The organism is Nocardioides humi, from assembly GCF_006494775.1.
Lineage (GTDB): Bacteria > Actinomycetota > Actinomycetes > Propionibacteriales > Nocardioidaceae > Nocardioides > Nocardioides humi.
Genome location: NZ_CP041146.1, coordinates 2,043,469 through 2,069,114, shown reverse-complemented (window position 1 = coordinate 2,069,114; position 25,646 = coordinate 2,043,469). Strand labels below are relative to the sequence as shown.

Here is a 25,646-nt window from a genome sequence, read left to right as displayed (position 1 = left end):
TCCATGAACGCCCCGCGCCTGTCGGGCTGTCAAGGGAGGTCGGGGTCCCGATTCGAATGGTCCGATCCGACCATCGAAGTTGGTCACTTCTGGGCATGGCGATTTTTGAGAGGGGCTACGAAGATCATTCGGCAGATGTGACGCCGGTCACGCTCGGGTGAACGTGACTTGGGGCCGGCGTCGCGGGAGGGGACCACCCCGATGGCTGCTCGTGCACGCGATCTCGCTCGCATCCTTCGCCGACGGCTCGTCGCTTCCTTGACCGTCGCTGCTCGACGGCTCGCCCGGATCCTGACTCCGGCGGGTGCGACTGTCACGCGCCGGCTCGTGGTCGCCGCGACCGCCGTGGCAGTGCTGGTCGGCAGTGTGGTGACGGTCGTCCTCGTGACCGATCGACCCCGTGCCGAGCGCGGTCCTCTGGCCGGTGCCGGTGAGGCGTTCGACGTCGATCTCGATCCGTTGAAGGCGATGAAGCGCCCGAAGGCCGGCGACGGCGTGAAGCTGAAGGACGCGGAGGAGGCGGCCTCGGGCGAGGTGAGGCGCCCTGGCGCGAAGTCGAAGAAGGCGTGCGAGAAGCCGAGTGCCTCCGGAGCAGGGGCGGGCGACGAGGCGGACGGAGCCAGTCCGCTCGATCTGCTTCTCGCGACAGACGGTGGCACGGAGGTGTGCGTCTACTCCGAGACCCGGCAGGCAGACGAGGTGCCCGACGCCGATCCGCTCACGATCGCCGAAGGATACGAGCCGGCGCCGGCCCCGAGGTCGCCTCCGGGCGACGCGACCGACGAGCCGAGCGACCAGCCCACCGACGAGCCGAGCGACCAGCCCACCGACGAGCCGAGCGACCAGCCCACCGACGAGCCGTCGGGGGATGCAGTCGACCCGCCGGACCAGGAGGGCGCGGGAGGACAGCCCCCCGGCCGGGTCCGTCAGGCGGCCTTCACCGGCACCCCTCGCGCCGCGGCGGCGCCGGACCCGGGGGAGTATCTGTCGCCGAACTGGGTCGAGCTCGCTCCGAGCTCCCAGCCCGACGCGTCGACCGAGGCCGTGATGGCGTACGACGTGACGCGTGACCAGGTCGTGCGGTTCGGTGGCCGCAACAGCGCGGGCACGGCGCTGGCGCAGACGTGGGTGTGGAACGGCATCGACTGGGTCCAGAAGACCCCGGCCACGAGCCCGCCGGTCCGCTACCGCGCGTCGATGGCGTGGGACGCCACCTTGGGCACGCTGGTCCTGTTCGGCGGCCAGAGCAGCGCGAGCGGGTGGCTGGGCGACGTCTGGGCGTGGGACGGCACCACCTGGGCGCAGCTGACTCCGACCGGCACGGCGCCGACGGCTCGGGCGGGCGCGATGATGGCCTACGACACCGCCCGTGGTGGTCTGGTGATCTTCGGCGGCACCAACGCCTCCGGCGCTCGCAACGACACCTGGCAGCTGAAGGCGAACGCGTGGACCCAGGTCCAGGCGCACGGTGCCTCCGGCGCCCCGGCGGCCCGCTTCGACGGGGGCCTGGCGTACTCGGCCTCGACGAACCAGCTGGTCCTGTTCGGCGGCGCCTCGACCTGCGGCTCGGGCACCTGCACGACGCTGGACGACACCTGGGTGCTCGGTCCGGCGGCCTCGGCCTGGACCGCGCAGAGTCCCGACCACGAGCCGCCCGCGCGCAGCTCGATGGCGATGACGCTGGACGCGGGCCTGGGCGTCGTACCGCCGGGCACGGGCGTCGATCCGTCGCAGGGCGCGGTCGTCCTGTTCGGCGGCATCTCCTACGACGGCACCACGCCGGTCCTGCACAACGACACCTGGGCCTGGACGGGCGATGACTGGGCCAGGGCCGTCGGCATCGCCTCGCCGAGTGGCCGGGCCGGGATGTCGATGGCTTCGGACGACAGCGGCCAGATGGTCCTGTTCGGCGGCATCGGTGGCGCCGGAGCCACCTTCCTCGACGAGACCTGGGCGTACGACGCGACGCTGCCCGTCCTCGAGGTGAACGTCACCGGCGCCTCCGGCGGCACGGAGGAGGAGCCGGTGTTCTGGACCGGCGACGTCGCCGAGATCACGATCACCGCCCACAACGCCGGATCGTCGGCGATCAGCGACGTCACCCTCACCTCCGCGCTGCAGAGCACCCTGCTCGCCGTGGGCAGCATCTTCAAGCTCGACGACACCGCCCTCCCGGTCTGCTCGGGAATCGTGACCGTCCTGTGCGGCGGCGTCAGCGACCTGACCGCCTCGATCACACGGATCGACATCCCGGTCGGTGCCACCCGGGTCGGCGACTTCCTCGCCGCGGTGGTCGGCACCCAGCGCGGCTGCGACCTGATCGACATCCCCGCGATCGCCTCCGACCTGCTGGGCGCCTCTCCCGAGGTCTACGCCCAGATCACCGTGTGCGGCGGCGGGCTCGGCAAGGAGGACTGGTGGACCTACGACACCACCGACCTCGGTGGTGGGGGGAGCGCGAGCGTCAACGTCGCCAACGGCAACCTCGTCGTCCAGCACACCGACACCACGCCGGTCCAGGCCCCTGGCCGGCTCGCGCTCGGGATCGGGCGGGTCTACAACTCCCAGGACCACTTCTCCGACAGCATGAACGACCCGCTCGGCATCGGCTGGCAGTTCGACCTCGGCGAGACGGGCGGGTTCGCCGGTGGGTTCGGCATCGGCGGGCTGCCCGTCCTGCCCAACATCCAGACCGTCCTGCAGCCGCTGTCGATGCCCTACATCGATCGCGACGGCACTCGCCACACCTTCAAGCTGCGCTCTGTCGGCGCCACGATCGGCGACGTCGACCTGCCGATCGACCTGACCGGCTCCGGCGGCGGCATCGTCCAGCAGATCCTCCGGCTGCTGAACCCGCAGACGCTGCTGTTCCCGCTGACCTCGACGGTCCTCGGGCAGAAGTACGACAAGCTCTGCATCGACCAGGCCTACACCGGCCCGCCGGGGTCGAACATGTATCTGTTCCGCTACATCGGCACCGCCGCCAGCGGCTGCGCCAACCCGGCGTCGGACGGCTTCGTCCAGGTCGGGTGGTCGCTGGTCCGACCGGACCGGGTGCGCTACGACTACGACATCCTCGGGCGGATCATCTCGGTCACCGATCCCGCGGGCCAGCAGATCAGGTACGAGTACAACCTCGACGAGACTCACGGACCCACGCGGATCTACACCAAGTCCTGCGGCCGGGTCGGCGCGTGCCCCTATCTCGAGATCGACTACGCGACGACCGGTCAGCCGATCGGGCGCCGGGTCGTGACGGTCACCGACTCCGCCGGCCGAGTGACGTCGTACCTGGTGCGCGTCGACGGCTTCACGCCGTACCTGGAGGAGGTCTGGGAGCCCGGCAACCCGCTCCCGCCTCCGGGCAGCGCCAGCCCGGCACGACCGTCGTGGAGCTACACCTACTCCACCTCCGTGGCGCCGTGCCCCGGCTCCGACGACGACGCGAAGACCGTCGGCCAGCTCTGCTCGGCCACCGACGCGCTGGGCAACACGACGACCTTCTCCTACATCCCGGCGCCCATCGGGCCCGACCGGGTCCTGGAGGTGACCGACCGCCGCGGCAACGACACCGACAGCGGCACCGGCGACGGCGACGGCGGGAGCAAGGGCCTGGCCACCCGCTACACGTGGACGGACCACTCCACCGACCACGACGCGCCTCCGGTCCAGGTCAACGCCGACATGGGCGCCCCCGACCAGGTCGCGGCGTGCAGCACCGGTGCGGACACGGGCTGCCAGCGGGTCCGCTACACGGGCATCGACGACTGGGGCCGCGTGGGCCAGATCGCCGAGGGCGACTCCGGCGGCTCCTACCTGCGCCAGACCGGCTACTTCTGGGACGGACTCGGCGAGTCCGGTGGCATCGAGTCCTGCACCGTGCCGCTCAACGCCGCGATGAACCACAATCTGTGCCAGACGATCCGGAAGGCCAAGCCGACCAACGACCCGCTGCCGCCGGGGCAGGCCGGCACCGCCACCGTGGACGGCGTCACCGCCCACGACGAGGCCATCGCCTACACCTACGGCACCCTCGGCCAGACGCTGCGGCAGAAGGTCCTGCTCGACGCCTCCCAGAGCTGGACCGACGCGAACTCCGCGATCACGACCTGGGGCAGCCACGACCAGTACTTCGACGCGAACGGCGACCAGCGGGTCTTCACCAACCACGTCCGAGGCAATGGGCAGGTCGGCTCCAGCGCGGTCGGTGCCCAGTACGTCGCCGCTGTCGACGCCGACGCTCCCTACGCCTACTGGCGGCTGGGGGAGACCAGCGGTGGCGGCGGCACGACGATGACCGCCCGCACCGGCCCCAACGGGGTCTACCAGAGCGGGGTCACCCTCGGCGCTCCCGGCGTGATCGGCGACAACGCCGCCATCAACGAGTCGACGACCGGCAATGGTGCGCTGGTGAGCCCGCTGAACGGCTTCGCCAACGGCACCGGCACGTCGTCGTCGTTCACGGTGGAAGCCTGGCAGAAGACAACCGACACCACGCAGCCGCAACGGACCTTCGCCTGGGGCAATGCGCTGGCGTACGCCGAGGTCGGCCGCAACTACGGCGGACGCCCGATCATCTACCTCAGCTCGGACGTCGCGGCGAACGACACCGCCGCGATCGTCGGCGCGAACTCGATCGCCGACGGAGAGTGGCATCACGTCGTCTACACCTACGACGGCACCGGCACCGCCGCGGGCCTGGCGATCTGGGTCGACGGCGTCCAACAGCCGGTCACGGTCGTCGCCGACACGCTGGACGGCGCCTTCGCGGCGAGCTCGACGACGGGGTCGACCGGTCGCGGCGGCCCAGGATCGAGCCTCGACGAGCTCACGCTCTACACCAAGGTCCTCACGCCCGGACGGATCAAGGCCCACTTCCAGTCCGGATTCGGTGGCGACCCGGTGGAAGCCGACACGCTGTACGCCGTCACCGACCAGACCCAAGAACTGTCGCCGCGCGGCAACGCGCCCGGCAATGCCAGCCACTGGGGTGACTACCTGACGACGATCCGTCGCGACCTGCCGCCCAACGGGACGCTGGCCTCGACCAACAAGCCCGGCGACGACACCATCTGCGGGACCGCGACCCGCGGCAACACCGGACTGGTCTGCGAGATCGACACGCCGTCCTCGGCCGGCGTCCCGGCGGGGGCGTGCCAGTCGCCCACCGCGAGCATGCCTGCCGGCAGTCCCGCGGCGCCGACCAGCGGCGGCTACACCCACGCCTGCACGACCTACGAGTACAACGACGCGGGACAGCGCACCCTGATGCGATCGCCGAAGGCCAATGCGGCGAACCGGCCCGAGACCACGGAGTACCGGTACTACGCCGACACCGACACCTGTGCCGGGGGTGCGCGGAACGACTGCGATCTGTCCGGGACGGTGTCCGCAGGTGGCTGGCTCAAGGCCGTGATCGACACCGACGGCAAACGGACCATCTTCGCCTACGACGCCGCGGGCAACGTCGCCCGTACCTGGGAGCGCAACGCCACCGCCGGGCTGCCGCTGAACGGCGCCTGGGCCAACGCGGCCACGCCGCCGTCGGCTGCGTACACCGACCAGGTCAACGCCACTCCAGTGACCTCCGACTCGCTGAGCGTGTCCAACACCGCGCTGGTCACCGTCGGACCCGACGGCACGATCTGGGGATCGGGCACCAACGCCTCCGGTGAGCTCGGTGACGGCACCACGACCCCCGAGTCCGAGGCGGTGCGGGCCGTCGGGATGGGCAATGTCGTCCAGGTCGCCCAGTCCTCCACCGGCGCGCTGTCGGGCTGCTCCCGCACCTTCTACCTCACCGGATCCGGCGAGGTGTGGTGGGCCGGACCCGGCCAGGCCATCCCTGCGCCGGTCGACCCGGACCCGACGCCGGCCGACCCGGACCCGAGCGTCCTGAAGGACATCATCCAGATCGCAGCCGGCGGCTGCCACGCCCTCGCGCTCGACGCCCAGGGACGGGTGTGGGCCTGGGGATCCAATGTGTCCGGGCAGATCGGCAAGGGCTCAACCGGCGGGGCGTGGGTCGACACCCCGGTCGAGGTCCTCGACAAGGTCTCCACCATCGGTGCCGGCTACCTGCACTCGCTGGCGGTCAGGATCGACGGCACCTTGTGGACCTGGGGCGACAACGCCACCGGACAGCTGGGTCTCGGCGACACGATCCTGCGCGACGCGCCCACGCAGGTCTCCGCCATGGGTCCGGGCAGCATCGGTGGGGTTCGCGCGGTCTCTGGCGGGGTCGGCGCCTCCTACGCCCTCACCCGCGACGGCAAGGCCTGGTCGTGGGGCGCGAACAGCACCGGCGACCTCGGCCTCGGCGACACCACGCAGCGCACGACGCCGACCCGGATCACGACGCTCGGTGACGGCACCACCGCGGGCCCCGTCCGGCAGATCATCGGCGCCTCCGGTGGCGCGGCCGCGCTGATGGCCGACGGCACCGTCCGCGCCTGGGGCGTCAACAGCTCCGGCCAGCTCGGCGGCGGCGCCTCCGGCACGTCCACCAGTCCCGTCGCGGTTCCCGGGCTCACCGGCCAGGTCGCCCTCGGCGGCGGCTGGGCGACCTGGGCCAGCGCCGATGCGGCCGGCAAGGTCACCGTCTGGGGCTCCACCGCCAACAGGCAGCGCGCCGACGGCACCAACCCTACCTCCACCACCACACCGGTCACCGCGGGGCTCGACATCTCGCCGTACCGGCTCCCGGGGTGGACCCTGCGGGGCACCCGCGACGCGACCGGCAACCTTACGACCCAGACCGCCGATCCTCTCGGCCAGGTCCGCCGGATCCGGTCCGGTCGGGGCAACGAGGTCCTGACCGCCGCCTTCGACACGACCGCCGGCTACGACGCCGCGGGACGTCCCACCTGGTCCGCCGGCGCCCAGCACCGCTCGACCAGCACGATCGCGACCGTCAGCTACGACCCGTACGGCAACCCGGTCAGGACCATCGATGCCCGCGGCGTGGCCTCGCGTGCGTCCTTCGACGACGTCAATCGTCAGCTCACCGCCGAGGTGACCCGCGGCCCGGTCGACCCGGGCAACACCGAGCTGAACGACAGCTGTCCGGGCACCGCGACCGCCGGCGCGTGGACGCCGGGCCAGGAGGGTCACCAGATCTGCACGACCTCCACGACCTATGACGGCGTCGATCGCCAGATCACCACCACCGACGGTGCATCACAGACGACTCGGACCTGGTTCGACGGCGCCGGACGACAGATTCGCCTCGACGTCCCGCGCAGCGAGGGCGTCACGTTGACCGGTCGCTGGAACTACGACGTCGACGGAAACATGGTCGACTACTGCACGCCACGCGAGTTCGACACGGGCAATGAGTCGGCTGCGTCCGGGACCTGCACGAGCACCGGCAAGCTCTCCACGCACTACACGGTGGATCGTGCGGGTCGCACGATCAGCGAGAAGCGGTACCGCGGCTCCACGGAACTCGTCACCGCCTACCGCTACGACGCCGACGGCAACGCGATCGGCGTCACCGACGCCAACGACCACGAGACCACGACGGCCTACGACTTCCAGGGCCGTCGCACCAGCCGGACCGTCCCGCGCTCGGCCAGCGCGTCCACCACCACGAGGTGGACCTACGACGACTCGGGCAACGTGACCGCGATCAACACGCCCGGGTTCCTCAACACCGGTACCGGAGCCGACGGTGACCTCGTCGTCGACGGCGCCACCAACGGTGTGGGCAATCCGTTCCAGGTTCCCCTCGGTGCGCAGTACCGCAATGTCACGCTCACCAACGGCGCCCACGTCACCACCACGGGCACCAGCAAGGGCCTGGTCTTCTCCGTGACCGGGACGCTCACCGTCTGCGCCACCTGCGCCATGACCATGGCCGGCAAGGGCGACACCGGCGGCATCTTCAACCAGGACGCCGCCAACCCCAACCCGGGGCACGGGGGCAAGAAGGGCTCCAGCAGTGTCACCGGTACCGGTGGCGGGGCGGCGGTCACAGGACGGACGGACAGCCCGGCGGTGGTGTCAGTGGCCCTGTCGGCCTGCCTGGCCTGGCGTCGGGCACCGCGGACTTCTCCGGGGTCGGCACCGACTATCTCGAGGGCTCCGGCGGGGGCGGTGGCGGCGGTGGCGGCGGCCTGCTCAGCGTGGGCGGCACCGGCGGCAACGGTGGTGGCTATGTCCGGATCACCGCTGACAAGGTCGTCGTCGACGGCACGATCACGGCTGCCGGCACCAACGGAGCCGCGCCGACCGGCGTGAACTCCGCGGGTGGTGGCGGTGGTGCTGGTGGCGGGATCTGGATCGAGGCGTCCGAGGTCGAGCTTGCGTCGGCGTCGGTACTGAATGTCGACGGCGGCACCGGTGGTCCTGGTGCGAACAACCGCAATGGCGGGGACGGCGCCGCGGGGCGGGTTCGCATCGATGCGGAGAGTGTCACCAACGCGCCCGCCGACGCCTACCGGGGCAGCAGTGACTCGATCACGGCGATCTCCTATGACGCCGCCAACCGGCCCCTCGACACCCTCGAGGGCGCCCAGACGGCACAAGCGGATCCTGCTCTGGATCACAGTGCCGCGGCGGTTCCTGGTCTTGACGGCTTGGAGAACACTCGCACTCGGGCGTTCTACGACGCCGATGGTCAGATCGTGGCGGTGTTGCCGCCGCAGGCGTTCAGCGATGTCGCGTCGTTGACGGCGCCGAATGCGAACGCTGCGCGCCGGATCGACTACGACCTGGACGGCAACGCCGCGCGGACGTACTCGCCCAGGTATGACAACGCCTCGGGCAGCGCGAGTGCGTCGGTGGGGGATGGCGATGACGGTGGGGCGGGTGTCGATCAGCAGGCCACCCAGTGCCCGAGCGGTGTGGTGACGGATCAGGTCCGTGGGCTCGCGGCCTATGCCTCGACGGTGGGGGTGTGCTCGACGCGGGCGAGCTACAACCCGGTCGGCAAGGTTCTGCGCCAGTACCTGCCGGCCTCGACTGGAGCCGACAACCGGTATCTGGAGTACTCCTACACCGGCGACAGCCTGGTCGCGAAGGTCACCGGCCCCGACCCGACCGACACCGGGGGCACGGGTCGCGTGGACGTGGTGACCCTGACCTACGACGGTGCCGGGCGCACCACCAAGACCGTCGATGCGTTGGGCCATGGTCCGCAGACCTCGTACACCGCCGACGGCCTGGTGGCCCAGGCCACCGGTCAGGGCTATACCGACGGCCTTCATGTGGTCAGTGAGGTCACCACTTTCGGTTACGACGCCAACGGCAATCTGGTCACGACGCTGAACCCCGAAGGCGATGAGACCGAGCAGGGGTGGACCACGGACAACCTGTTGGCTGCGATCACCGCGCCGGGTCCTCAGGGCGGGCAGACGGCGATCACGCGTTATACCTACGACGAGGTCGGTAACCCGATCGAGGTGGTGAACCCGAAGGCCGAGCATGCTGGTACGAGGGCGGTGGTGAACAGGTTCACCCATGACAACCTGATCGCCTACACGCACACCCCGATCGATGAGAAGACCTATCGTTCGGTGCGGTACGGCTACACGGCGGCGGGGCTGAAGGCGGTCACCGAGACCGCACTGTGCTCCGATCCCGATCCCGACACCGCTGTTGATGTCGATGACTGTGTGCGCGGTAACGCTGACACGTGGCATTCGGGTGGGTCGATGCGGCTCCAGTACGGCGACAACGGGCGGGTGCGCTCGCAGACCGGTCGTGATGGGGGGACGCGTCGCACGATCGAGACCGCCTATGCCCAGCACGGTGGCCTGGCCCATGTCAAAGACCCGATCAGCGATGTCACGATCGATGTGGGTTACTACCTGGACGGGAAGATCCGCACGGTCGCCGAGTCCGGTGCTGGTGCTGGTGGCGCGAACGAGAACACCTATGCCTACGACGGTGCGGGGCAGGTCACGGTCCGCTCCGATGAGACCGGGTCCGCTGGCGCGACCGAGGGCGACAAGGTCACCACCTCCTACGCCTACAACCAGGCGGGGTTGGTGGGGTCGATGACCTCTGAGGTGTTGGGCGAGGTGACGACCTACACCTACGACACCGCCAGCCGACTGCTGGAGGCATCGACCCCGTCCGGGGCCGGCATGCATGTCAACGAATGGGCCTGGCATCCCAACGACTCGCTCGCTCGGGCGAGGAGCGTGGTCTCCTCGGGCGGCAGCGACACCGTGATCGCGGACTACGTCTACGCCTACGACAACAACCGCAACATCATCTCCCAGGAGGTCTCCGGGGACGTCGCGGGGTCCGTGGGCAGCTACACGTCGAGCTATGAGTACACCCCCGCGCAGCAGTTGAAGAGGTGGGTCCATGATCCGGCGAGTGGTCCGAGCACGAGCATGGACTGGGGTTATGACCGCAACAGCAACCGGACCACGCAGGCGGTGACGGTCGGTGGCGGTGCCCCGCAGAGCACGAGTTGGGTGTATCGGCTGGACAACTCGATCGCGTCGGTCGACGGGCCGGTTGCTGGTGACAGCGACCAACGGTCCTACAGCTACAACAACGACGGGCTGCTCGACTCCGATGGGTGTGTCACCAACAGCTATGACGTGTTCGACCGGGTTCAGGAGGTCACGGTCGAGAACACCACTGTGTGTCCGGGTGATGTGAAGACCACCTCCTATACCTACGACGGGCTCGACCGGCAACGCGCGATCACGGTTGATGACCCCACTCCGTCCGGCGATCTGCCCGGGGATGTCGATGAGAGCGGCACGACCAAGAATGTCTACGACGGGCTGTCGGCCACGGTGGTGGGTCAGTACGACGCGGTCAACGGTGCGTTGAGCAAGCCGGAGGTGCTCTACCAGCTCGACGCGGGTGGGAACCAGATGGCCTACGAGCAACTCAACGCCTCGCCCGGGCGAGGGTTCCTCGACACCGACGGTCACGGCAACGTCACCGCGGTCACCACCGCCCCCACCACGGGCCCGAGTGGTGGTGCCGGTGTCTTGGGTTGTGGGGTGGTCTACGACCCCTACGGCAACCCGTATGAGCCGAGCACGGTCACGAACAGCAACAAGATCTGCGCCAACGGTACCCAGGTCACGACCACCGGTAACGCTGCCTGGTACCGGGGTCTGATCCGTGACGGATCGACGGGGACCTATCAGATGGGTACCCGGACCTACGACCCCGACACCGGCGCGTTCACCACCCCCGACACCTACCGGGTCGCCAGTCCGTCGACCGATCTGTCGGTCGGTGTCGACCCGTTGACCGCGAACACCTATGTCTACGTCAACGGCAACCCGCTCAACATGACCGACCCCGACGGCCACGGCGCCGTCGACGGATGGGGCAACGACGTGTCCCCGTGTGTGTCCAACCCGAAGTCGTGCAGCCCCGTGGGTGCGGCGAAGGAACAGGCGGCTCACAAGGCAACCGTCGAACGCGAGAAGCGGGCGTGGAACGCAGATGCCACAGATGTCGACCCGCCGACAAGGGACGAGCTCGACCAGGCAATGTACGACCTCTACGACCTGTTCCCGAACCAGGAATGGGCACAGGCTGACAAAGCCTATGACCAGCACCTGGCAGATCGCCCCGAGGATCAGGAGCGGTGGCGGAAGACCTGGATCGACATCCACCTTGGCGGCCATGAACCGGAGTGTCCGGGTGAATGGTGGTGCGTCATCGCCGAACCAGACTTCCAGAGGATGGTTCTGGAGTCCGTGGTCGGGGGCGGTGCCGCAGGACGGGTACTGGAAGCGATTATCCTTGCGCGTCGAGCCGCTGTTGCCGCAAACGCCGCGACCAGGGTGGACATCGCGGGCGCGCGCTTCGCGCAGAAGTCGTACAGCGAGATGTTCAGCAGTGGCGGGCGTTTCGCTGGCCAGAGCATCGACGATGTCGCTGGCGCGTTGAGGTCGGGGGCGTTGTCTCCGAAGGACGTCCCGATCGATGTCATCGCGCGCGGCGGTAACTCGCTGATCCTCAACACGCGCTCGTCCCAAGCGCTCATCAGAGCGGGCATCCCACGGTCGTCGTGGAACGTGATCGACCGGACCGGCCAGGCTGCCTACGAGGCTCGGCTCACGGGGCAGCTCACGCGCAACGGGCTGACGAGCTACGGGACGGAGCTGCCGTGAACTCGACTGCCACCAAGCGGGTGATCGGACCACTCTCGCCGTCACCGTCTGCTTACACCGAGAACGTGGTGTTCACTCATCCCGGCGGCGACGCCGAGCTGCGGTGCACCTACGAGCGGAACGGGTCGATGTACGCGGGCGGGCTTCGGTTCCGGAGGGTGCGTTCCTATCGGTTCCGGGCCGAGGGGCACTGCACGCCATGGCACATCGAAGACGCCTACGACACCCTCGTCGAGGTCGACCAGTCCGAGTGGATCGGCGAGCTGCTGGCTGCCGAGCCGAGCGAGACCTGGGGCCATTGGAAGATCCGACACTTCCTGATCTACCTCGACGGCGCAGGCGCCTACGAGGTTGCGGCGGAGGACGTCGAGTGGCTGCCGGAGGAACCTGCTTCGTGACGTTGAGCGGCGTCGATCTAAGTCGGGCCGTCTCTCAGGCTCTGCGCCACGCGCCGTGGCTCTACGAGTTGGAGTTGGACGAGGAAGGCTGGGCCCCGGTCGACCAGCTGCTCGCGTCGCTGCGCGAGAAGGGCGGCGCCTGGGGATCGGTTGACCGCGACGCGCTGGAGCGGATGCTCGCGACGGCTACGAAGCGTCGTCACGAGCTCGACGGCGACCGAATCCGGGCGCTCTATGGGCACTCGGTGCCCGGACGCATCCGGCGGCGTGTGGCGACGCCGCCAGCGCGGCTGTTCCACGGGACGGCGCCGGAGACCTGGGCCGTGATTCAGGCCGAGGGACTGGCGCCCATGCGACGCCAGTTCGTGCATCTGTCGGTGGACCGCGAGACCGCTCTGATGGTGGGGCGACGCAAGAGTGCCAGCCCGGTCCTCCTGCTGATCGATGCCGCCGGAGCTGCTGCGGCAGGGGCCTGTTTCTACGAAGGCAATGAGCTGGTGTGGCTCACCGACAGCGTTCCCGCTGGGTTTATCAAGCTCGTGGAGTAGTCAGCTCGTCTGTGCGAGGCGTCGGGCTTGGTGGCGCAGGAGGGCGCCTTCGATGAGGGCGCGGATGCCGGCGCGTTCGTCGGGGTCGAGTTGGTCGAGCGCGGCGAGGTGGAGCCGCAGGGATTCGTCCTTGGGGCCGCGTTCGAACGTGCAGCGCGACGTCGTCGTCGACGAGCACCTGGACGAGCAGGTCGAGGTGGCTCACGTCGCTGCGGACGAGGACTGCCACACACCCTTTGCACTGACGTGATCGGCGGGCGTGGCGTCATCCGTCGGTGACGAAACGAGCGCACCATGGAAGATCACCAGTTCGAGGTCCTCGGGAGCGACCATGGCGATCACACGGAGCTATCAATCGGTCGGTGAGTGTCAGCACTGCGGCGGTCCGATGCCGGTCGGGAAGTCAACCGGCCGACGCCGCGTCTACTGCGCGCCGGCGTGCCGCAAGGCCGCCTATGAGAAGCGGCGTGCACGGAAGCCCGACGCGACGATCGTGAAGGTCGTCGACCGAGTGGTCGTGGAGCGCCACGAGACGATCGTGGACAAAGGACACGACATCGGGACCTGTCAGTTCCGGGTCGCGCAGTCCCCGCGGGCGTGCACCCTGATCGTTCAGCACCTGGCCGGGATGGCTCGGAACAAGGAGCTGCTCGACAACAACGAGTGGGCGCCGGCCGTGCGGGCGATCGAGGACCTCTTCAACGCGATCACCGGACCACCACCACGCCGCTACCGCTGACCAGCCGCCAGCGCTGCGAGACTGACCCCATGAGTGCTTCAATCCGGCAGCGGACGACACCGCGCTGGGTCTTGCCCTTCCTAGCCGTCATCGTCGCGGTCCTGGCCATCATCGGTCTTGCCGCCACGTCGTCGGCCGCTACCGACGGCACGGCCGAAACTCGCGTCCGGGCTTCCAGCGTTGTGGCCGAGCCGCTCGTCGGGCCGCCCGAACGTATTGCTGCAGGTCAGCGGCTAGGAGAAGAGCCGTCGCGGGTCGTAGTTGTGGTGGCTACCGGTGTTGCCGCAAACGCCGCGACCAGGGTGGACATCGCGGGCGCGCGCTTCGCGCAGAAGTCGTACAGCGAGATGTTCAGCAGTGGCGGGCGTTTCGCTGGCCAGAGCATCGACGATGTCGCTGGCGCGTTGAGGTCGGGGGCGTTGTCTCCGAAGGACGTCCCGATCGATGTCATCGCGCGCGGCGGTAACTCGCTGATCCTCAACACGCGCTCGTCCCAAGCGCTCATCAGAGCGGGCATCCCACGGTCGTCGTGGAACGTGATCGACCGGACCGGCCAGGCTGCCTACGAGGCTCGGCTCACGGGGCAGCTCACGCGCAACGGGCTGACGAGCTACGGGACGGAGCTGCCGTGAACTCGACTGCCACCAAGCGGGTGATCGGACCACTCTCGCCGTCACCGTCTGCTTACACCGAGAACGTGGTGTTCACTCATCCCGGCGGCGACGCCGAGCTGCGGTGCACCTACGAGCGGAACGGGTCGATGTACGCGGGCGGGCTTCGGTTCCGGAGGGTGCGTTCCTATCGGTTCCGGGCCGAGGGGCACTGCACGCCATGGCACATCGAAGACGCCTACGACACCCTCGTCGAGGTCGACCAGTCCGAGTGGATCGGCGAGCTGCTGGCTGCCGAGCCGAGCGAGACCTGGGGCCATTGGAAGATCCGACACTTCCTGATCTACCTCGACGGCGCAGGCGCCTACGAGGTTGCGGCGGAGGACGTCGAGTGGCTGCCGGAGGAACCTGCTTCGTGACGTTGAGCGGCGTCGATCTAAGTCGGGCCGTCTCTCAGGCTCTGCGCCACGCGCCGTGGCTCTACGAGTTGGAGTTGGACGAGGAAGGCTGGGCCCCGGTCGACCAGCTGCTCGCGTCGCTGCGCGAGAAGGGCGGCGCCTGGGGATCGGTTGACCGCGACGCGCTGGAGCGGATGCTCGCGACGGCTACGAAGCGTCGTCACGAGCTCGACGGCGACCGAATCCGGGCGCTCTATGGGCACTCGGTGCCCGGACGCATCCGGCGGCGTGTGGCGACGCCGCCAGCGCGGCTGTTCCACGGGACGGCGCCGGAGACCTGGGCCGTGATTCAGGCCGAGGGACTGGCGCCCATGCGACGCCAGTTCGTGCATCTGTCGGTGGACCGCGAGACCGCTCTGATGGTGGGGCGACGCAAGAGTGCCAGCCCGGTCCTCCTGCTGATCGATGCCGCCGGAGCTGCTGCGGCAGGGGCCTGTTTCTACGAAGGCAATGAGCTGGTGTGGCTCACCGACAGCGTTCCCGCTGGGTTTATCAAGCTCGTGGAGTAGTCAGCTCGTCTGTGCGAGGCGTCGGGCTTGGTGGCGCAGGAGGGCGCCTTCGATGAGGGCGCGGATGCCGGCGCGTTCGTCGGGGTCGAGTTGGTCGAGCGCGGCGAGGTGGAGCCGCAGGGATTCGTCCTTGGGGCCGCGTTCGAACGTGCAGCGCGACGTCGTCGTCGACGAGCACCTGGACGAGCAGGTCGAGGTGGCTCACGTCGCTGCGGACGAGGACTGCCACACACCCTTTGCACTGACGTGATCGGCGGGCGTGGCGTCATCCGTCGGTGACGAAACGAGCGCACCATGGAAGATCACCAGTTCGAGGTCCTCGGGAGCGACCATGGCGATCACACGGAGCTATCAATCGGTCGGTGAGTGTCAGCACTGCGGCGGTCCGATGCCGGTCGGGAAGTCAACCGGCCGACGCCGCGTCTACTGCGCGCCGGCGTGCCGCAAGGCCGCCTATGAGAAGCGGCGTGCACGGAAGCCCGACGCGACGATCGTGAAGGTCGTCGACCGAGTGGTCGTGGAGCGCCACGAGACGATCGTGGACAAAGGACACGACATCGGGACCTGTCAGTTCCGGGTCGCGCAGTCCCCGCGGGCGTGCACCCTGATCGTTCAGCACCTGGCCGGGATGGCTCGGAACAAGGAGCTGCTCGACAACAACGAGTGGGCGCCGGCCGTGCGGGCGATCGAGGACCTCTTCAACGCGATCACCGGACCACCACCACGCCGCTACCGCTGACCAGCCGCCAGCGCTGCGAGACTGACCCCATGAGTGCTTCAATCCGGCAGCGGACGACACCGCGCTGGGTCTTGCCCTTCCTAGCCGTCATCGTCGCGGTCCTGGCCATCATCGGTCTTGCCGCCACGTCGTCGGCCGCTACCGACGGCACGGCCGAAACTCGCGTCCGGGCTTCCAGCGTTGTGGCCGAGCCGCTCGTCGGGCCGCCCGAACGTATTGCTGCAGGTCAGCGGCTAGGAGAAGAGCCGTCGCGGGTCGTAGTTGTGGTGGCTACCGGTGTTGCCGCAAACACAGCGCCTAAACTCGTTGAAGTCCCGAAGCTCGCGGGCGGAACCTTGCAGGAGGTCGGGGGGCCGATCTGGGCCCACGGCAACCCGGAGAGCCTTCTCGGGACCCGGAGCCCAGAAGTCCTTCGAGGACTGGCCAGCCGATCCGATGCCATCAAGCTGCGTGATTTCTACCAGGCAGCCGCCGACGCAGGGCGTGGCGGGTCGACCGCACCCATAAGGGTTCGATTAGCTCAGGAGATCATCGATGCTTGGGAGTAGCCGAACGGAGCAGGACCGGACGACGCTCAAAATCTCCGTTGCGCTCGGTGCGCAGTCGGAGATTGGCTTCGAGCCGATTGGCACGTCCTTCGTTCTTGACGGGGGGACTGGGTGACACTGGAACTTCCCGTTAGCGCTGTCGCTGAGGTCGAGATCGTTGCCTGGCCGAACGGCATCGCAGTCTGGGTTCCTTTCCCCGGTGACTACATCGTGTTTGATTCCTCCGGCAATGAGTTGGATCGACTGTGACAGTCCCGGGTCCGGCGCGTGCGCATAGCCCTGTCCCGTGGGCTTTGATCGCCGCCTTGGCGGCGATCCTCGGCATCACGACAGTGTCCGCGACGATGGCTGGTGTTGCTGAAACTCGCGTCGGGGCCATCAACCACACGGTCGAGCCCCCGTCGGTCCACCACAACACATCGCCGCTGAAGCGCACCGGGTTTGATGGAGACATCGAAACCTGGAGGAATGGAGCAGATGGCAGCGCAGCGTAAGTACCCGGCTGAGTTGAGGGAGCGGGCCACGAGGATGGCCATGGAGGCTCGGCGGGATCCGGCGACGAGGACCGGGGTCTACAAGCGGATCGGGGATCAGCTCGGGGTGCATCCGGAGGCGTTGCGGACGTGGGTCAAGCAGGCCGAGGTCGATGCGGGGGTGGCGCCGGGCACGACCACGGCCGATGCTGTGCGGATCGCGGAGCTGGAGCGTGAGAACCGCGAGCTGCGGCGGGCGAACTCGATTCTGAAGTCCACAGCGAGTTTTTGTAGGCGATGTGCCGGGGCTCGACCGGATCCCTGACTACGTTGAGGATGACGAACCGACGGTTCGCGCCCAACTGGCTTCATGGCGATCGGAGTTCGTACCCATCAGTGCCGTCTTCTTGGATCCCGCCCCGCTGGGATGACCTGTTTCGCCGGCAATCCGGCTGTGTCCGGGTGATGTGGAAGACCACCTCCTATACCTACGACGGGCTCGACCGGCAACGCGCGATCACGGTTGATGACCCCACCCCGTCCGGCGATCTGCCCGGGGATGTCGATGAGAGCGGCACGACCAAGAATGTCTACGACGGGCTGTCGGCCACGGTGGTGGGTCAGTACGACGCGGTCAACGGTGCGTTGAGCAAGCCGGAGGTGCTCTGAGCGTGTCAACTTTTCTGTGTAAGGGATCGGTCTCTCTGGTCGATTTCTAGTGGTTACAGGTGGGGGTTGATGCGGTCGGGGTAGGCGATGGCGAGTTGGGCGAGGGCCTGTTTCCAGTTCGTGACGACGAGTCCTTCGACCAGGCGGGGTGCGGCCTTGCGCTCGGCCGCGGGGCGTCCCTTCTCCTTGGCCCGCTCGCGGGCTCGTTTGTCCTCGATGTTGCAGATCGCCAGCCACAGCAGCTTGGTGACCGCGTCGTCGTTGGGAAAGTGGCCGCGGTTCTTGGTGACCTTGCGCAGCTGGTAGTTCAGCGACTCGATGCTGTTGGTCGTGTAGATCACCCGCCGCAGCTCGGGCGGGAACGCCAGGAACGGGATGAACCGCTCCCACGCCGAGCGCCAGGTCGCGACCGCGTGGGGTACTTGGCGCCCCACTGCCCGGCCGCGAAGGCGTCGAGCGCCTCCTCGGCCGCCGCCGCGGACACGGCCGTGTAGATCGGTTTGAGGGCCGCGGCGACCCCCTTGCGGTCGCTGTAGGAGACGAAGCGCATCGAGGCGCGGATCAGGTGCACGGTGCAGGTCTGCACGGTCGCTGCCGGCCAGGTCGCCTCGATCGCGTCGGGCAGGCCGGTGAGGCCGTCGCAGCACACGATCAGCACGTCGCGGATCCCGCGGTTGGCAAGATCGGCGCAGACCCCGGCCCAGAACTTCGCGCCCTCGGTGTGCTGCAGCCAGATCCCCAGCACGTGCTTGGTGCCGTCCATGTCGACACCGACGGCGATATGGGCGGCGATATGGGCGGCGATATGGGCGGACTTGTTCCGCACGTGCGCGCCGTCGCGGACCTTGACGATGATCGCGTCGAGGTAGATCACCGGGTACAGCGCATCGAGCGGTCGGGCCTGCCAGGTGAGGATCTCCTCGCACACCGCGTCGGTGACGTTGCTGATCGTCTCGTGGGACAGCTCGGTGCCCAGGGTGGCCTCGAGGTGGTCGGCGATGTCCCTGACGGTCATCCCGCCCGCGTACAGGCTGATGATCATGTCGTCGAGGCCACCCAGGCGGCGCACGCCCTTGGGGACCAGCCGCGGGGTGAAGGTGCCGTCGCGATCGCGCGGCACGGCCAGGTCGACGTCGCCGGCCTGGGTCGCCAGCGTCTTCGGGGTCGTGCCGTTGCGGGCGTTGGGGAACGCCGCTGCGTCCGGGTCGCCCTTCTCGTAGCCCAGGTGGTCGGTGAGCTCGACGGCCAGCCCGCGCTCGAGGCTGGCCTTGATCAACTCGGTGACGAACCCGCCGTCACCGGTCAGGTCGAGCTCGCCGCCGTCGATCTTGGCGAACAACCCGTCCAGCGCGCCCGACTCGGCCAACTCACTCACCGCCGCCCGGGCCGGCGACCCGGCGCGGATCGCGCGTCGCTCAGCCAGCCGGCTCGGCCGCTTGGAAGCGGGTCTGTCGTTCACGTCTGTCCCGGTGGCCTCGTCCGTCACAGCGGACATCGTGTCGGTCATGATGGTCCTTCCTCAGGACCGACCCCCTACACAGAACATCTGACACCCCCGGTGCTCTACCAGCTCGACGCGGGTGGGAACCAGATGGCCTACGAGCAACTCAACGCCTCGCCCGGGAGAGCGTTCCTCGACACCGACGGTCACGGCAATGTCACCGCCGTCACCACCGCCCCCACCACGGGCCCGAGTGGTGGTGCCGGTGTCTTGGGTTGTGGGGTGGTCTACGACCCCTACGGCAACCCGTATGAGCCGAGCACGGTCACGAACAGCAACAAGATCTGCGCCAACGGTACCCAGGTCACGACCACCGGTAACGCTGCCTGGTACCGGGGTCTGATCCGTGACGGATCGACGGGGACCTATCAGATGGGTACCCGGACCTACGACCCCGACACCGGCGCGTTCACCACCCCCGACACCTACCGGGTCGCCAGTCCGTCGACCGATCTGTCGGTCGGTGTCGACCCGTTGACCGCGAACACTTATGTCTACGTCAACGGCAACCCGCTCAACATGACCGACCCCGACGGGCACCGGCCGGCATGCAACGGCGAGGACTGCTCCTTCAATGTCGACGCCAAGGGCCACTACACCAACATCAAGGCGGCCTCTCCGCCGCAGTGGGTCCCACCGGAGGGCTATATAGCAGATGGGGCGCCGCTGGCTGACTTCCAGAATAAGGAAGCCTTCGCGAACGTCATCTACGGCGCCAGGGCCGAAGGGGCCAGCCCGGAAGAAGCGGCCCGACTGGCCTACGAGAACTGGTTCAGGTCATTCGCAGGTGGTGCGGGCAGCGTCGAGGGCTACGAGGCCGTGGAACTGGCTTACTGCCAGGTGTTCGGGGAGCACTGTGAGAGCGACGCGACGCTGTTGGACATCGGTATCCAGATGGCCAAGAACGCCTGGCACGAGATCACCGGCTGCTTCGGAAAGCGCGAACTCTCCTCCTGCGGCGCGCTCGGCGTGGATGTTGCGCTCTACGCCGTTCCGTTCGGCCTCGGCAAGGTCGCCCATGGCGCCAAGATCGCCGACGACCTGGCCGGCCTAGAACGAGCCGCAAAGACACCTGCGGTAGGCGACGACCTCCTGAAGCCGGGTCCGTGGGCGCGCGATTCGGTGCCTTCGAGCGCCCCGGGTAAGATCACCCAGAGTGAGCGTGACGCTCTGAACCCGATCGGCGACGCGTACGGATGCCATTCCTGCGGCGCGACGACGCCAGGCACCAAGAGCGGGAATTGGATCGGCGACCATCAGCCTCCCTCGCGCATGGCTGGCGGCGGCCCTCAGGTCTTGTACCCGCACTGCCAGACCTGCAGCAACGCTCAAGGTCTATGGATCATCAACCTCATCAGAAGGGGCCTGCTATGACCGTGCTCGCTGAGCTCAACGCCGACTTCCCCTGGGGTGTCCTTCTCGTCACGGACGCTCGTTCCACCGAGCAGATTCCTGATTGGGCCAGCCCCGAGGACATGGTCACTGCTGCCCACTCCGCCTTGGTCGTCCGAGTACGCCACGCGGACGAAGGATCGGTAGCCGTCCGCGTCCTTGACGCGGAGCCTGGTACTGGGCAGATGGTCTTCGAAGGTGCCCTCCAGGTCACCTGTGGGAGCCTACGCGTGTCCGATGCAACGGGTGGCTCGGCTGTCGATGTCCCGGCGCCGCCTGGCTCGCTGCGCCTGAGACTTTTCGCCGACGAAGTCTCTGAAGCGACGATGGTCGACGTGGTCATTGGGTGATCCGATGGGACGGCTGAAGCTTCGGCGGTGAAGTCCCGATCGAGGAAGGTCACCAGCCCGCTTGCCGTCCTTGGCCGGGATGGTGGTCCGGATCCCCTTCGATCGCCGAATCCCTTGCAGGGACAGCGATCTCATCGCCCGGTCCACCGATCCGGGCGATGCTTCCGGGCTGGTGCGCTGCACCAACGCGGTCATCTTCCGACGCCCGTAGAGCCCTTCGGGTGTCATCCTTCGCATCCCTTCGTTATCGATCGTCCAGGCCAGGTCACGGACCTGATTAGTGACCTGTGCGTCGGTGATCGTCCTGGCTGTGACCGGGCGGTGGTTCTGTGCCCAGTCGCGGTAGGTCCGCGCGGCGATCTGGCAGCCCTGCTCGCGCAGGACTCGGCAGATCGACTCGACCGCGTGGCTCTTGGCCCGCAGCTCGTCGATGAACGCGACGATCAGCGATTGCGGGGGTCGAGTTCCCCCGCGAAGAAAATCGAGGCCCTGCGCAGGATCTCGTTATCGTCCTCGAGCCGCCGGACCTTGGCCTTGAGCTCCTTGATCTCAGCCAGCTCCTCCGACGTGGCGCCCTGGCGCTGCCCGCCGTCGATCTGGGCCTGCACGACCCAGCGACGCACGGTCTCCTTCCCGAGCCCCTCGCGGCGTGCGACGGACTCGGCGGCCGCAGTCAGCGACGGGCACTCCGACAGGTGCTCCAGCACCTGCCGCACGCACCGCTCCTTGACCGCGGGATCGATCTTCTTCGGCATGGTTCGCATCCTTCCAACTCAAAAGGATGCGGCATCAAACCTGGGGCGCTTCACATCGCGTTCGCCGTGGCGCTCGGCAGCACCATGTTGGACAGCGGAATCACTGGGCGTGCTCTGACAAGCTGGTCGTCGAAGGTCAAGCTCTTCAAGTCCGCGGCGATGTCCTGTTCCTTCGTCGGCTCGACAACGGTTCTCATGGCCGACGGCACCCACAAACCGATCAAGGACGTCGGAGTCGGTGACAAGGTCGTCGCGACCGACCCCGAGACCGGAGAGCAAGTAGCCAAACGGATCGAGCAGGTCTTCGTCCACCACGACACCGTCCTGGACCTGGTCATTGATGGGGAGGTCATCGCCACTACCGAGGACCACCCCTTCTGGTCGGTCACCGACCAGCGGTTCGAGAGGGCCGACAACCTTGGTCCAGGGGAGCGGGTCTTGGCCGCTGATGGCCGGGTGCTCGATGTCATGGGACTGGCACTGAAGTCGACCCGTCAAGCGCTCGCCTACAACCTCAGCGTCGAAGGGATCCACACCTACCACGTCGGCGACAACGAAATCCTCGTCCACAATGTCTGTGGTGAGACCACGCGGAGGTATGGCAGCTTGAACGCAGCGCGTACCGACGCTCGAAAGTCGGCGGGCCTAGGCGACGACTCCGTTGACTTCGTGCAGCAGATCGGTCCTTTCAAGGGCAGGGTAACCGGCCGTCAGAGCCAGGACGGACTTCGTGGATGGAGAATCGACTGGGATGAGAAAAAGGGATTCCACGTGAACTGGTGGGATCGCACTGGTGGGCGGAAACGCGACTCTTGGAAGTATGGCGCGAATATTGTAGAAGGTGGAACGAGGGATGACTTCTATAGCCGCTCTCTCATTTCCCGAGATAAGGAGAGTGGCCTGTGCAACAACACCTTCTCGACTGGGTAGCGTCGAACGGCGCGGAGGTAGTCTCCGCCGAGAATCTGGTTGACTTCATCGCTCAACTCGAATCACTCCCGTGGGCTGGTATGCACCTTGACTGGACGCAGTTGGACGGCATAGAAGTCGATCTCCGTCGGCCGGATCTGTCGCTGGAAAGGGCGCGGATTGGGCGATGTGATCTTGCTCTGGCATTCATCGACTCTGCATCGGGGGGATCGTTGCTCCTATCAGGTCGATTATTGAGAGTCTTGATGAGTTGTACTGGACGAGTCCTGGGTACCGCTATATTTGCGGGGCTTCTGGAAACTTGCAGGGAAAGTTTACCCTGGAGTTCAATTCCATTGGTGAATATGATGGTGGACACGTCCTGAGGTTGAGGGCGTGAGTGGATAATCAGGGTCCCGGAAAGGGGCTCATCCCAATCGAGGGTGTAGTTGGGTCTGAAGCCGCCGGTTTCGAGCAGGCTTCTGGCGATGTAGTTGGTCAGGTTGCGGAACCCAAGAGCACTGCCGCGGAGGCGTTCGAGGCGGCCGTTGAGGGCTTCGGTGGGTCCGTTGGATGTGCCGGGGCGGTCGAAGTAGGCGAGCACGTCGGCGGCGCGCTTCTTCAACGTTTCAACGTCCGGCCCAGTCTGGTGACCTCGACCAGCGATCTCGGCACACCGGTGCTGACCGACTCGATCTGAATCGCCCCGGGTTTGATGCCGCTTCATGTGGAGTCTGTTGACCCGCGCGGTCGTCCGGTGTTGCATCAACTCAGCCCTGCCGTCCGCGGGTTCATCCGCCGCGGCGAGGACGCGGTCGGGCGGCCGCTGTGGGAGGGGAATGCGTATGACGCGGAGAGCAGTGACTGGGCTGGCGTTGGCGGCGGTGCTGGTCCTGTCGGGATGTGGTGGGGCGGATCCGGCTGAGGTGTCGGCGGCGGCGTCGCCGTACACGGCGTCGGACGGTCCGCTGGGTGTGCCGCTGGAGACGGAGCAGGCGGAGTGCCGGGTTCGGGTGCTGTTGGAGTCGGACCTGTCCGACGAGGCGAAGGCGGATGTCGAGCGTGGTCTGCCGCCTGCGCCGCACACCGACCGGGATGTCGAGGTGCTGCGCGAGGTCGCGGACGAGATCGCCCGGGAGTGCGTCTGACAGCGTCCAGCCCTGACCTGACCGGGCACGGCGTCCTCACAGCTCGAAGAACTGCGCGTCCTCGCCCGTCACCAGCACGACCCGCCCGTCCGGAAGAGGTACGACGCGGACCCGGCCGACGTCGTCGCCGTACTCGACCTTGACCCGGCGCTCGTGCAGCGCGCCGCCGGCGAGCTTGAGCACGGAGAGGTACCCGACCCGGCGGCTGCCCTGCTTCTCGACGACCGTCAGCACGGTGCGGTGATCGGGGAGCCAGGTGAAGGCGCGGGGTCGGCGCCGGCGAGGGGTGCGGTGCGCCGGCCGTAGGAGAGGACGTCGAGACGGGTGACGGCGCTGGTGTCGCGGACGTCGAACAGCCCGACCTGGGCGCCCCAGCCGTCCGGGCCCGGGCCCTCGCCGACGCCGATCAGCCGGGCGCGGCCGAGCGGGTGGAGGTAGGAGGAGAAGCCGGGGATCTTCAGCTCGCCGAGCAGCCGCGGGGTCGTGGTGTCGGTGAGGTCGACGGCGTACAGCGGGTCCACGCGGCGGAAGGTCACGATGATCGCGAGGTCGTCGAACCAGCGCACCGACCGGATCTCCTCGTTGCGGCCGAGCCCGTCGAGCCGGCCGCGCTCGACCAGGTCCTGGCCCCGGCGCTCCAGGGTCAGCACCGAGTTGAAGTTGCCGGTCTCGCTGGTCGGACCGACGGCGACCCGGAGCACGCCGCCGGCCTCGTCCAGCGACCAGCGGTCGCGGATCGCCCCCTCGACCTCGCCGGAGGCGACATGGGTGGCGCGGGTGCCGTCGAGCGCGAAGTCGAAGAGGTACGACGAGCCGCCCGCCGGTGCGCCGACGTCGCACCAGTCGACGCACCGCCACATCGAGCCGGCGCCGGACGAGGCGAGGTACAGGTGGTCGGCGGACTCGTAGGCGATGTCGGCCCGCCCCGCCAGCCCGATCGCGTCCACGCTGCCGGGCTCGGCGGCGTCGAAGCCGACCACGCTGGTGGTGCCGAGCGCGAGGTCGTCCGTGGGGATCGCCACGTCGCGGCAGTCGAGGAGCTGCTCGGGCCCGTCGTCGCCGACGGCGATGGTCGGCAGCCAGTCCTCGAGGGTCGAGTCCTCGACGGCCGCGCGGTTGTGCTCCAGCGCCTCCTCCGGGCTCCGCTTCCCGTGCGGCTCGACGAAGTCCAGGTCGGGCAGGCCGCTGGCGAGGACCAGCCGTACGTCGGCGCCGTGCTGGCGCACCGAGACCTGCCCGGCGTCGTACCGGACGTCGTCGGTGACCTCCGGCGCGGTCGGGTCGGCCAGCGACACGGTCAGCACCCGGGTGCCGGGGCGCTCCGGGCGTGCGCCCCGGTCCGAGCCGACGGCGACCACGGTGTCCCCGGTCAGGAGGAGCTCGGCGTCGCGGACGCCGGGCAGCCGTACGGAGGAGACCTTCTCGGTGGCGGAGCCGGTCACGTCGTACACGTCGAGGCGGTCGTGCCGCTCGACGACCATCAGCCTGCCGTCGGTCTTCACCGTGTCGGGCTCGTCGACGCCGGCCTCCTGGACGTTGGTGCCGGTCTCGCTGCTGACCTGGCGCTCGGTCCGCGGGCTCCGGTCGGCGGCCGCGGCCTCGCCGGAGACGCGGTTCGCCGTGTCGGCCTGGTCGTACACGACCGGCCCACCGCCCCAGCCCACGCGCCGACGATGTCCAGGCCGCGTTCGACGTACGCCGCGAGGAGGTCGTCGCAGGACTCCGCCGGCTCGAGGTCGGCCTGGAACGCGACGTGCCGGGGCAGCCGCTCGGGTCCGGCGGGACCGGTCGCCGACGG

The 25,646-nt window shown here is 68.2% G+C and carries 18 protein-coding genes, 3 pseudogenes and 1 other annotated feature; of the genes and pseudogenes, 16 read left to right on the top strand and 5 right to left on the bottom strand.

The annotated features are described in order from the left end of the window. The first annotated feature begins 258 nt into the window (after window positions 1-258). From FIV44_RS10235 to FIV44_RS10185, 12 genes are all read left to right on the top strand, one after another. On the top strand, window positions 259-8,241 hold the full coding sequence (locus FIV44_RS10235; protein ID WP_181411094.1) for an RCC1 domain-containing protein: 7,983 nt from the start codon (window positions 259-261) through the stop codon (window positions 8,239-8,241). Further along, window positions 8,127-12,101, top strand: coding sequence for an RHS repeat protein (locus tag FIV44_RS10230; protein WP_141004350.1), 3,975 nt, complete (start codon window positions 8,127-8,129; stop codon window positions 12,099-12,101). Before FIV44_RS10235 ends, FIV44_RS10230 begins: the two co-directional genes overlap by 115 nt. Further along, on the top strand, window positions 12,098-12,499 hold the full coding sequence (locus tag FIV44_RS31260; RefSeq protein WP_219996383.1) for a hypothetical protein: 402 nt from the start codon (window positions 12,098-12,100) through the stop codon (window positions 12,497-12,499). Before FIV44_RS10230 ends, FIV44_RS31260 begins: the two co-directional genes overlap by 4 nt. After that, window positions 12,496-13,047: an RNA 2'-phosphotransferase gene (locus FIV44_RS10225; protein WP_219996382.1), complete on the top strand. Its 552-nt coding sequence runs from the start codon at window positions 12,496-12,498 to the stop codon at window positions 13,045-13,047. Before FIV44_RS31260 ends, FIV44_RS10225 begins: the two co-directional genes overlap by 4 nt. 388 nt (window positions 13,048-13,435) lie before the next feature. Then, on the top strand, window positions 13,436-13,786 hold the full coding sequence (locus FIV44_RS10220) for a hypothetical protein (RefSeq protein WP_141004347.1): 351 nt from the start codon (window positions 13,436-13,438) through the stop codon (window positions 13,784-13,786). 29 nt (window positions 13,787-13,815) lie between these two features. After that, window positions 13,816-14,418: a hypothetical protein gene (locus FIV44_RS10215; protein ID WP_141004349.1), complete on the top strand. Its 603-nt coding sequence runs from the start codon at window positions 13,816-13,818 to the stop codon at window positions 14,416-14,418. Then, a complete protein-coding gene (locus tag FIV44_RS31255) occupies window positions 14,415-14,816 on the top strand; it encodes a hypothetical protein (protein ID WP_219996383.1) in 402 nt (133 codons plus the stop codon). Before FIV44_RS10215 ends, FIV44_RS31255 begins: the two co-directional genes overlap by 4 nt. Further along, window positions 14,813-15,364, top strand: coding sequence for an RNA 2'-phosphotransferase (locus FIV44_RS10210; protein WP_219996382.1), 552 nt, complete (start codon window positions 14,813-14,815; stop codon window positions 15,362-15,364). The genes FIV44_RS31255 and FIV44_RS10210 overlap by 4 nt, the downstream gene beginning before the upstream one ends. Window positions 15,365-15,752: 388 nt before the next feature. Then, window positions 15,753-16,103, top strand: coding sequence for a hypothetical protein (locus tag FIV44_RS10205; protein WP_141004347.1), 351 nt, complete (start codon window positions 15,753-15,755; stop codon window positions 16,101-16,103). Between the two features lie 29 nt (window positions 16,104-16,132). Further along, window positions 16,133-16,651 (top strand): hypothetical protein, encoded by a 519-nt coding sequence (locus FIV44_RS10200; RefSeq protein ID WP_141004346.1) that lies wholly within the window; start codon window positions 16,133-16,135, stop codon window positions 16,649-16,651. 444 nt (window positions 16,652-17,095) lie between these two features. Further along, on the top strand, window positions 17,096-17,449 hold the full coding sequence (locus FIV44_RS33990) for a transposase (RefSeq protein ID WP_141004345.1): 354 nt from the start codon (window positions 17,096-17,098) through the stop codon (window positions 17,447-17,449). A gap of 140 nt (window positions 17,450-17,589) precedes the next feature. Then, on the top strand, window positions 17,590-17,793 hold the full coding sequence (locus FIV44_RS10185; protein ID WP_141004344.1) for a hypothetical protein: 204 nt from the start codon (window positions 17,590-17,592) through the stop codon (window positions 17,791-17,793). Window positions 17,794-17,846: 53 nt separating this feature from the next. Here FIV44_RS10185 and FIV44_RS10180 read toward each other — a convergent pair. Next, window positions 17,847-19,288, bottom strand: a pseudogene (locus FIV44_RS10180) (IS256 family transposase). A gap of 63 nt (window positions 19,289-19,351) precedes the next feature. Here FIV44_RS10180 and FIV44_RS10175 point away from each other — a divergent pair. Further along, the gene (locus FIV44_RS10175; protein ID WP_141004343.1) at window positions 19,352-20,668 is read left to right on the top strand and encodes an RHS repeat-associated core domain-containing protein; all 1,317 of its coding nucleotides are present in this window, start codon (window positions 19,352-19,354) and stop codon (window positions 20,666-20,668) included. Then, window positions 20,665-21,036, top strand: coding sequence for a hypothetical protein (locus FIV44_RS10170; RefSeq protein WP_141004342.1), 372 nt, complete (start codon window positions 20,665-20,667; stop codon window positions 21,034-21,036). The genes FIV44_RS10175 and FIV44_RS10170 overlap by 4 nt, the downstream gene beginning before the upstream one ends. Before the next feature lie 23 nt (window positions 21,037-21,059). Here the strand turns inward: FIV44_RS10170 and FIV44_RS32050 are convergent. Further along, window positions 21,060-21,791: pseudogene (locus FIV44_RS32050) on the bottom strand (transposase family protein); the annotation flags it as partial. Next, window positions 21,388-21,522: a sequence feature (AL1L pseudoknot), on the bottom strand. Its footprint overlaps the pseudogene before it by 135 nt. A 66-nt stretch (window positions 21,792-21,857) precedes the next feature. Here FIV44_RS32050 and FIV44_RS10160 point away from each other — a divergent pair. After that, window positions 21,858-22,721: a polymorphic toxin-type HINT domain-containing protein gene (locus tag FIV44_RS10160; RefSeq protein WP_141004340.1), complete on the top strand. Its 864-nt coding sequence runs from the start codon at window positions 21,858-21,860 to the stop codon at window positions 22,719-22,721. 407 nt (window positions 22,722-23,128) lie between these two features. On the opposite strand, the pseudogene FIV44_RS10155 reads toward FIV44_RS10160, so the two are convergent. Further along, window positions 23,129-23,396, bottom strand: a pseudogene (locus tag FIV44_RS10155) (transposase); the annotation flags it as partial. Window positions 23,397-23,545: 149 nt separating this feature from the next. Here FIV44_RS10155 and FIV44_RS30380 point away from each other — a divergent pair. Next, on the top strand, window positions 23,546-23,848 hold the full coding sequence (locus tag FIV44_RS30380; protein WP_181411091.1) for a hypothetical protein: 303 nt from the start codon (window positions 23,546-23,548) through the stop codon (window positions 23,846-23,848). 36 nt (window positions 23,849-23,884) lie between these two features. Here FIV44_RS30380 and FIV44_RS10150 read toward each other — a convergent pair whose 3' ends face one another. Beyond that, window positions 23,885-24,082 (bottom strand): hypothetical protein, encoded by a 198-nt coding sequence (locus FIV44_RS10150; protein WP_141004339.1) that lies wholly within the window; start codon window positions 24,080-24,082, stop codon window positions 23,885-23,887. After that, on the bottom strand, window positions 24,076-25,512 hold the full coding sequence (locus tag FIV44_RS10145) for a beta-propeller domain-containing protein (RefSeq protein WP_181411090.1): 1,437 nt from the start codon (window positions 25,510-25,512) through the stop codon (window positions 24,076-24,078). The genes FIV44_RS10150 and FIV44_RS10145 overlap by 7 nt, the downstream gene beginning before the upstream one ends. Window positions 25,513-25,646: the final 134 nt, after the last annotated feature.

Coding starts and splice junctions, on each gene's coding strand:
- FIV44_RS33990 (WP_141004345.1), top strand. CDS start 17,096: ATGGAGACATCGAAACCTGGAGGAATGGAGCAGATGGCAGCGCAGCGT.
- FIV44_RS30380 (WP_181411091.1), top strand. CDS start 23,546: ATGACGCGGAGAGCAGTGACTGGGCTGGCGTTGGCGGCGGTGCTGGTC.
- FIV44_RS10215 (WP_141004349.1), top strand. CDS start 13,816: ATGAGTGCTTCAATCCGGCAGCGGACGACACCGCGCTGGGTCTTGCCC.
- FIV44_RS10205 (WP_141004347.1), top strand. CDS start 15,753: ATGCCGGTCGGGAAGTCAACCGGCCGACGCCGCGTCTACTGCGCGCCG.
- FIV44_RS10200 (WP_141004346.1), top strand. CDS start 16,133: ATGAGTGCTTCAATCCGGCAGCGGACGACACCGCGCTGGGTCTTGCCC.
- FIV44_RS10170 (WP_141004342.1), top strand. CDS start 20,665: ATGACCGTGCTCGCTGAGCTCAACGCCGACTTCCCCTGGGGTGTCCTT.
- FIV44_RS10185 (WP_141004344.1), top strand. CDS start 17,590: ATGTGGAAGACCACCTCCTATACCTACGACGGGCTCGACCGGCAACGC.
- FIV44_RS10220 (WP_141004347.1), top strand. CDS start 13,436: ATGCCGGTCGGGAAGTCAACCGGCCGACGCCGCGTCTACTGCGCGCCG.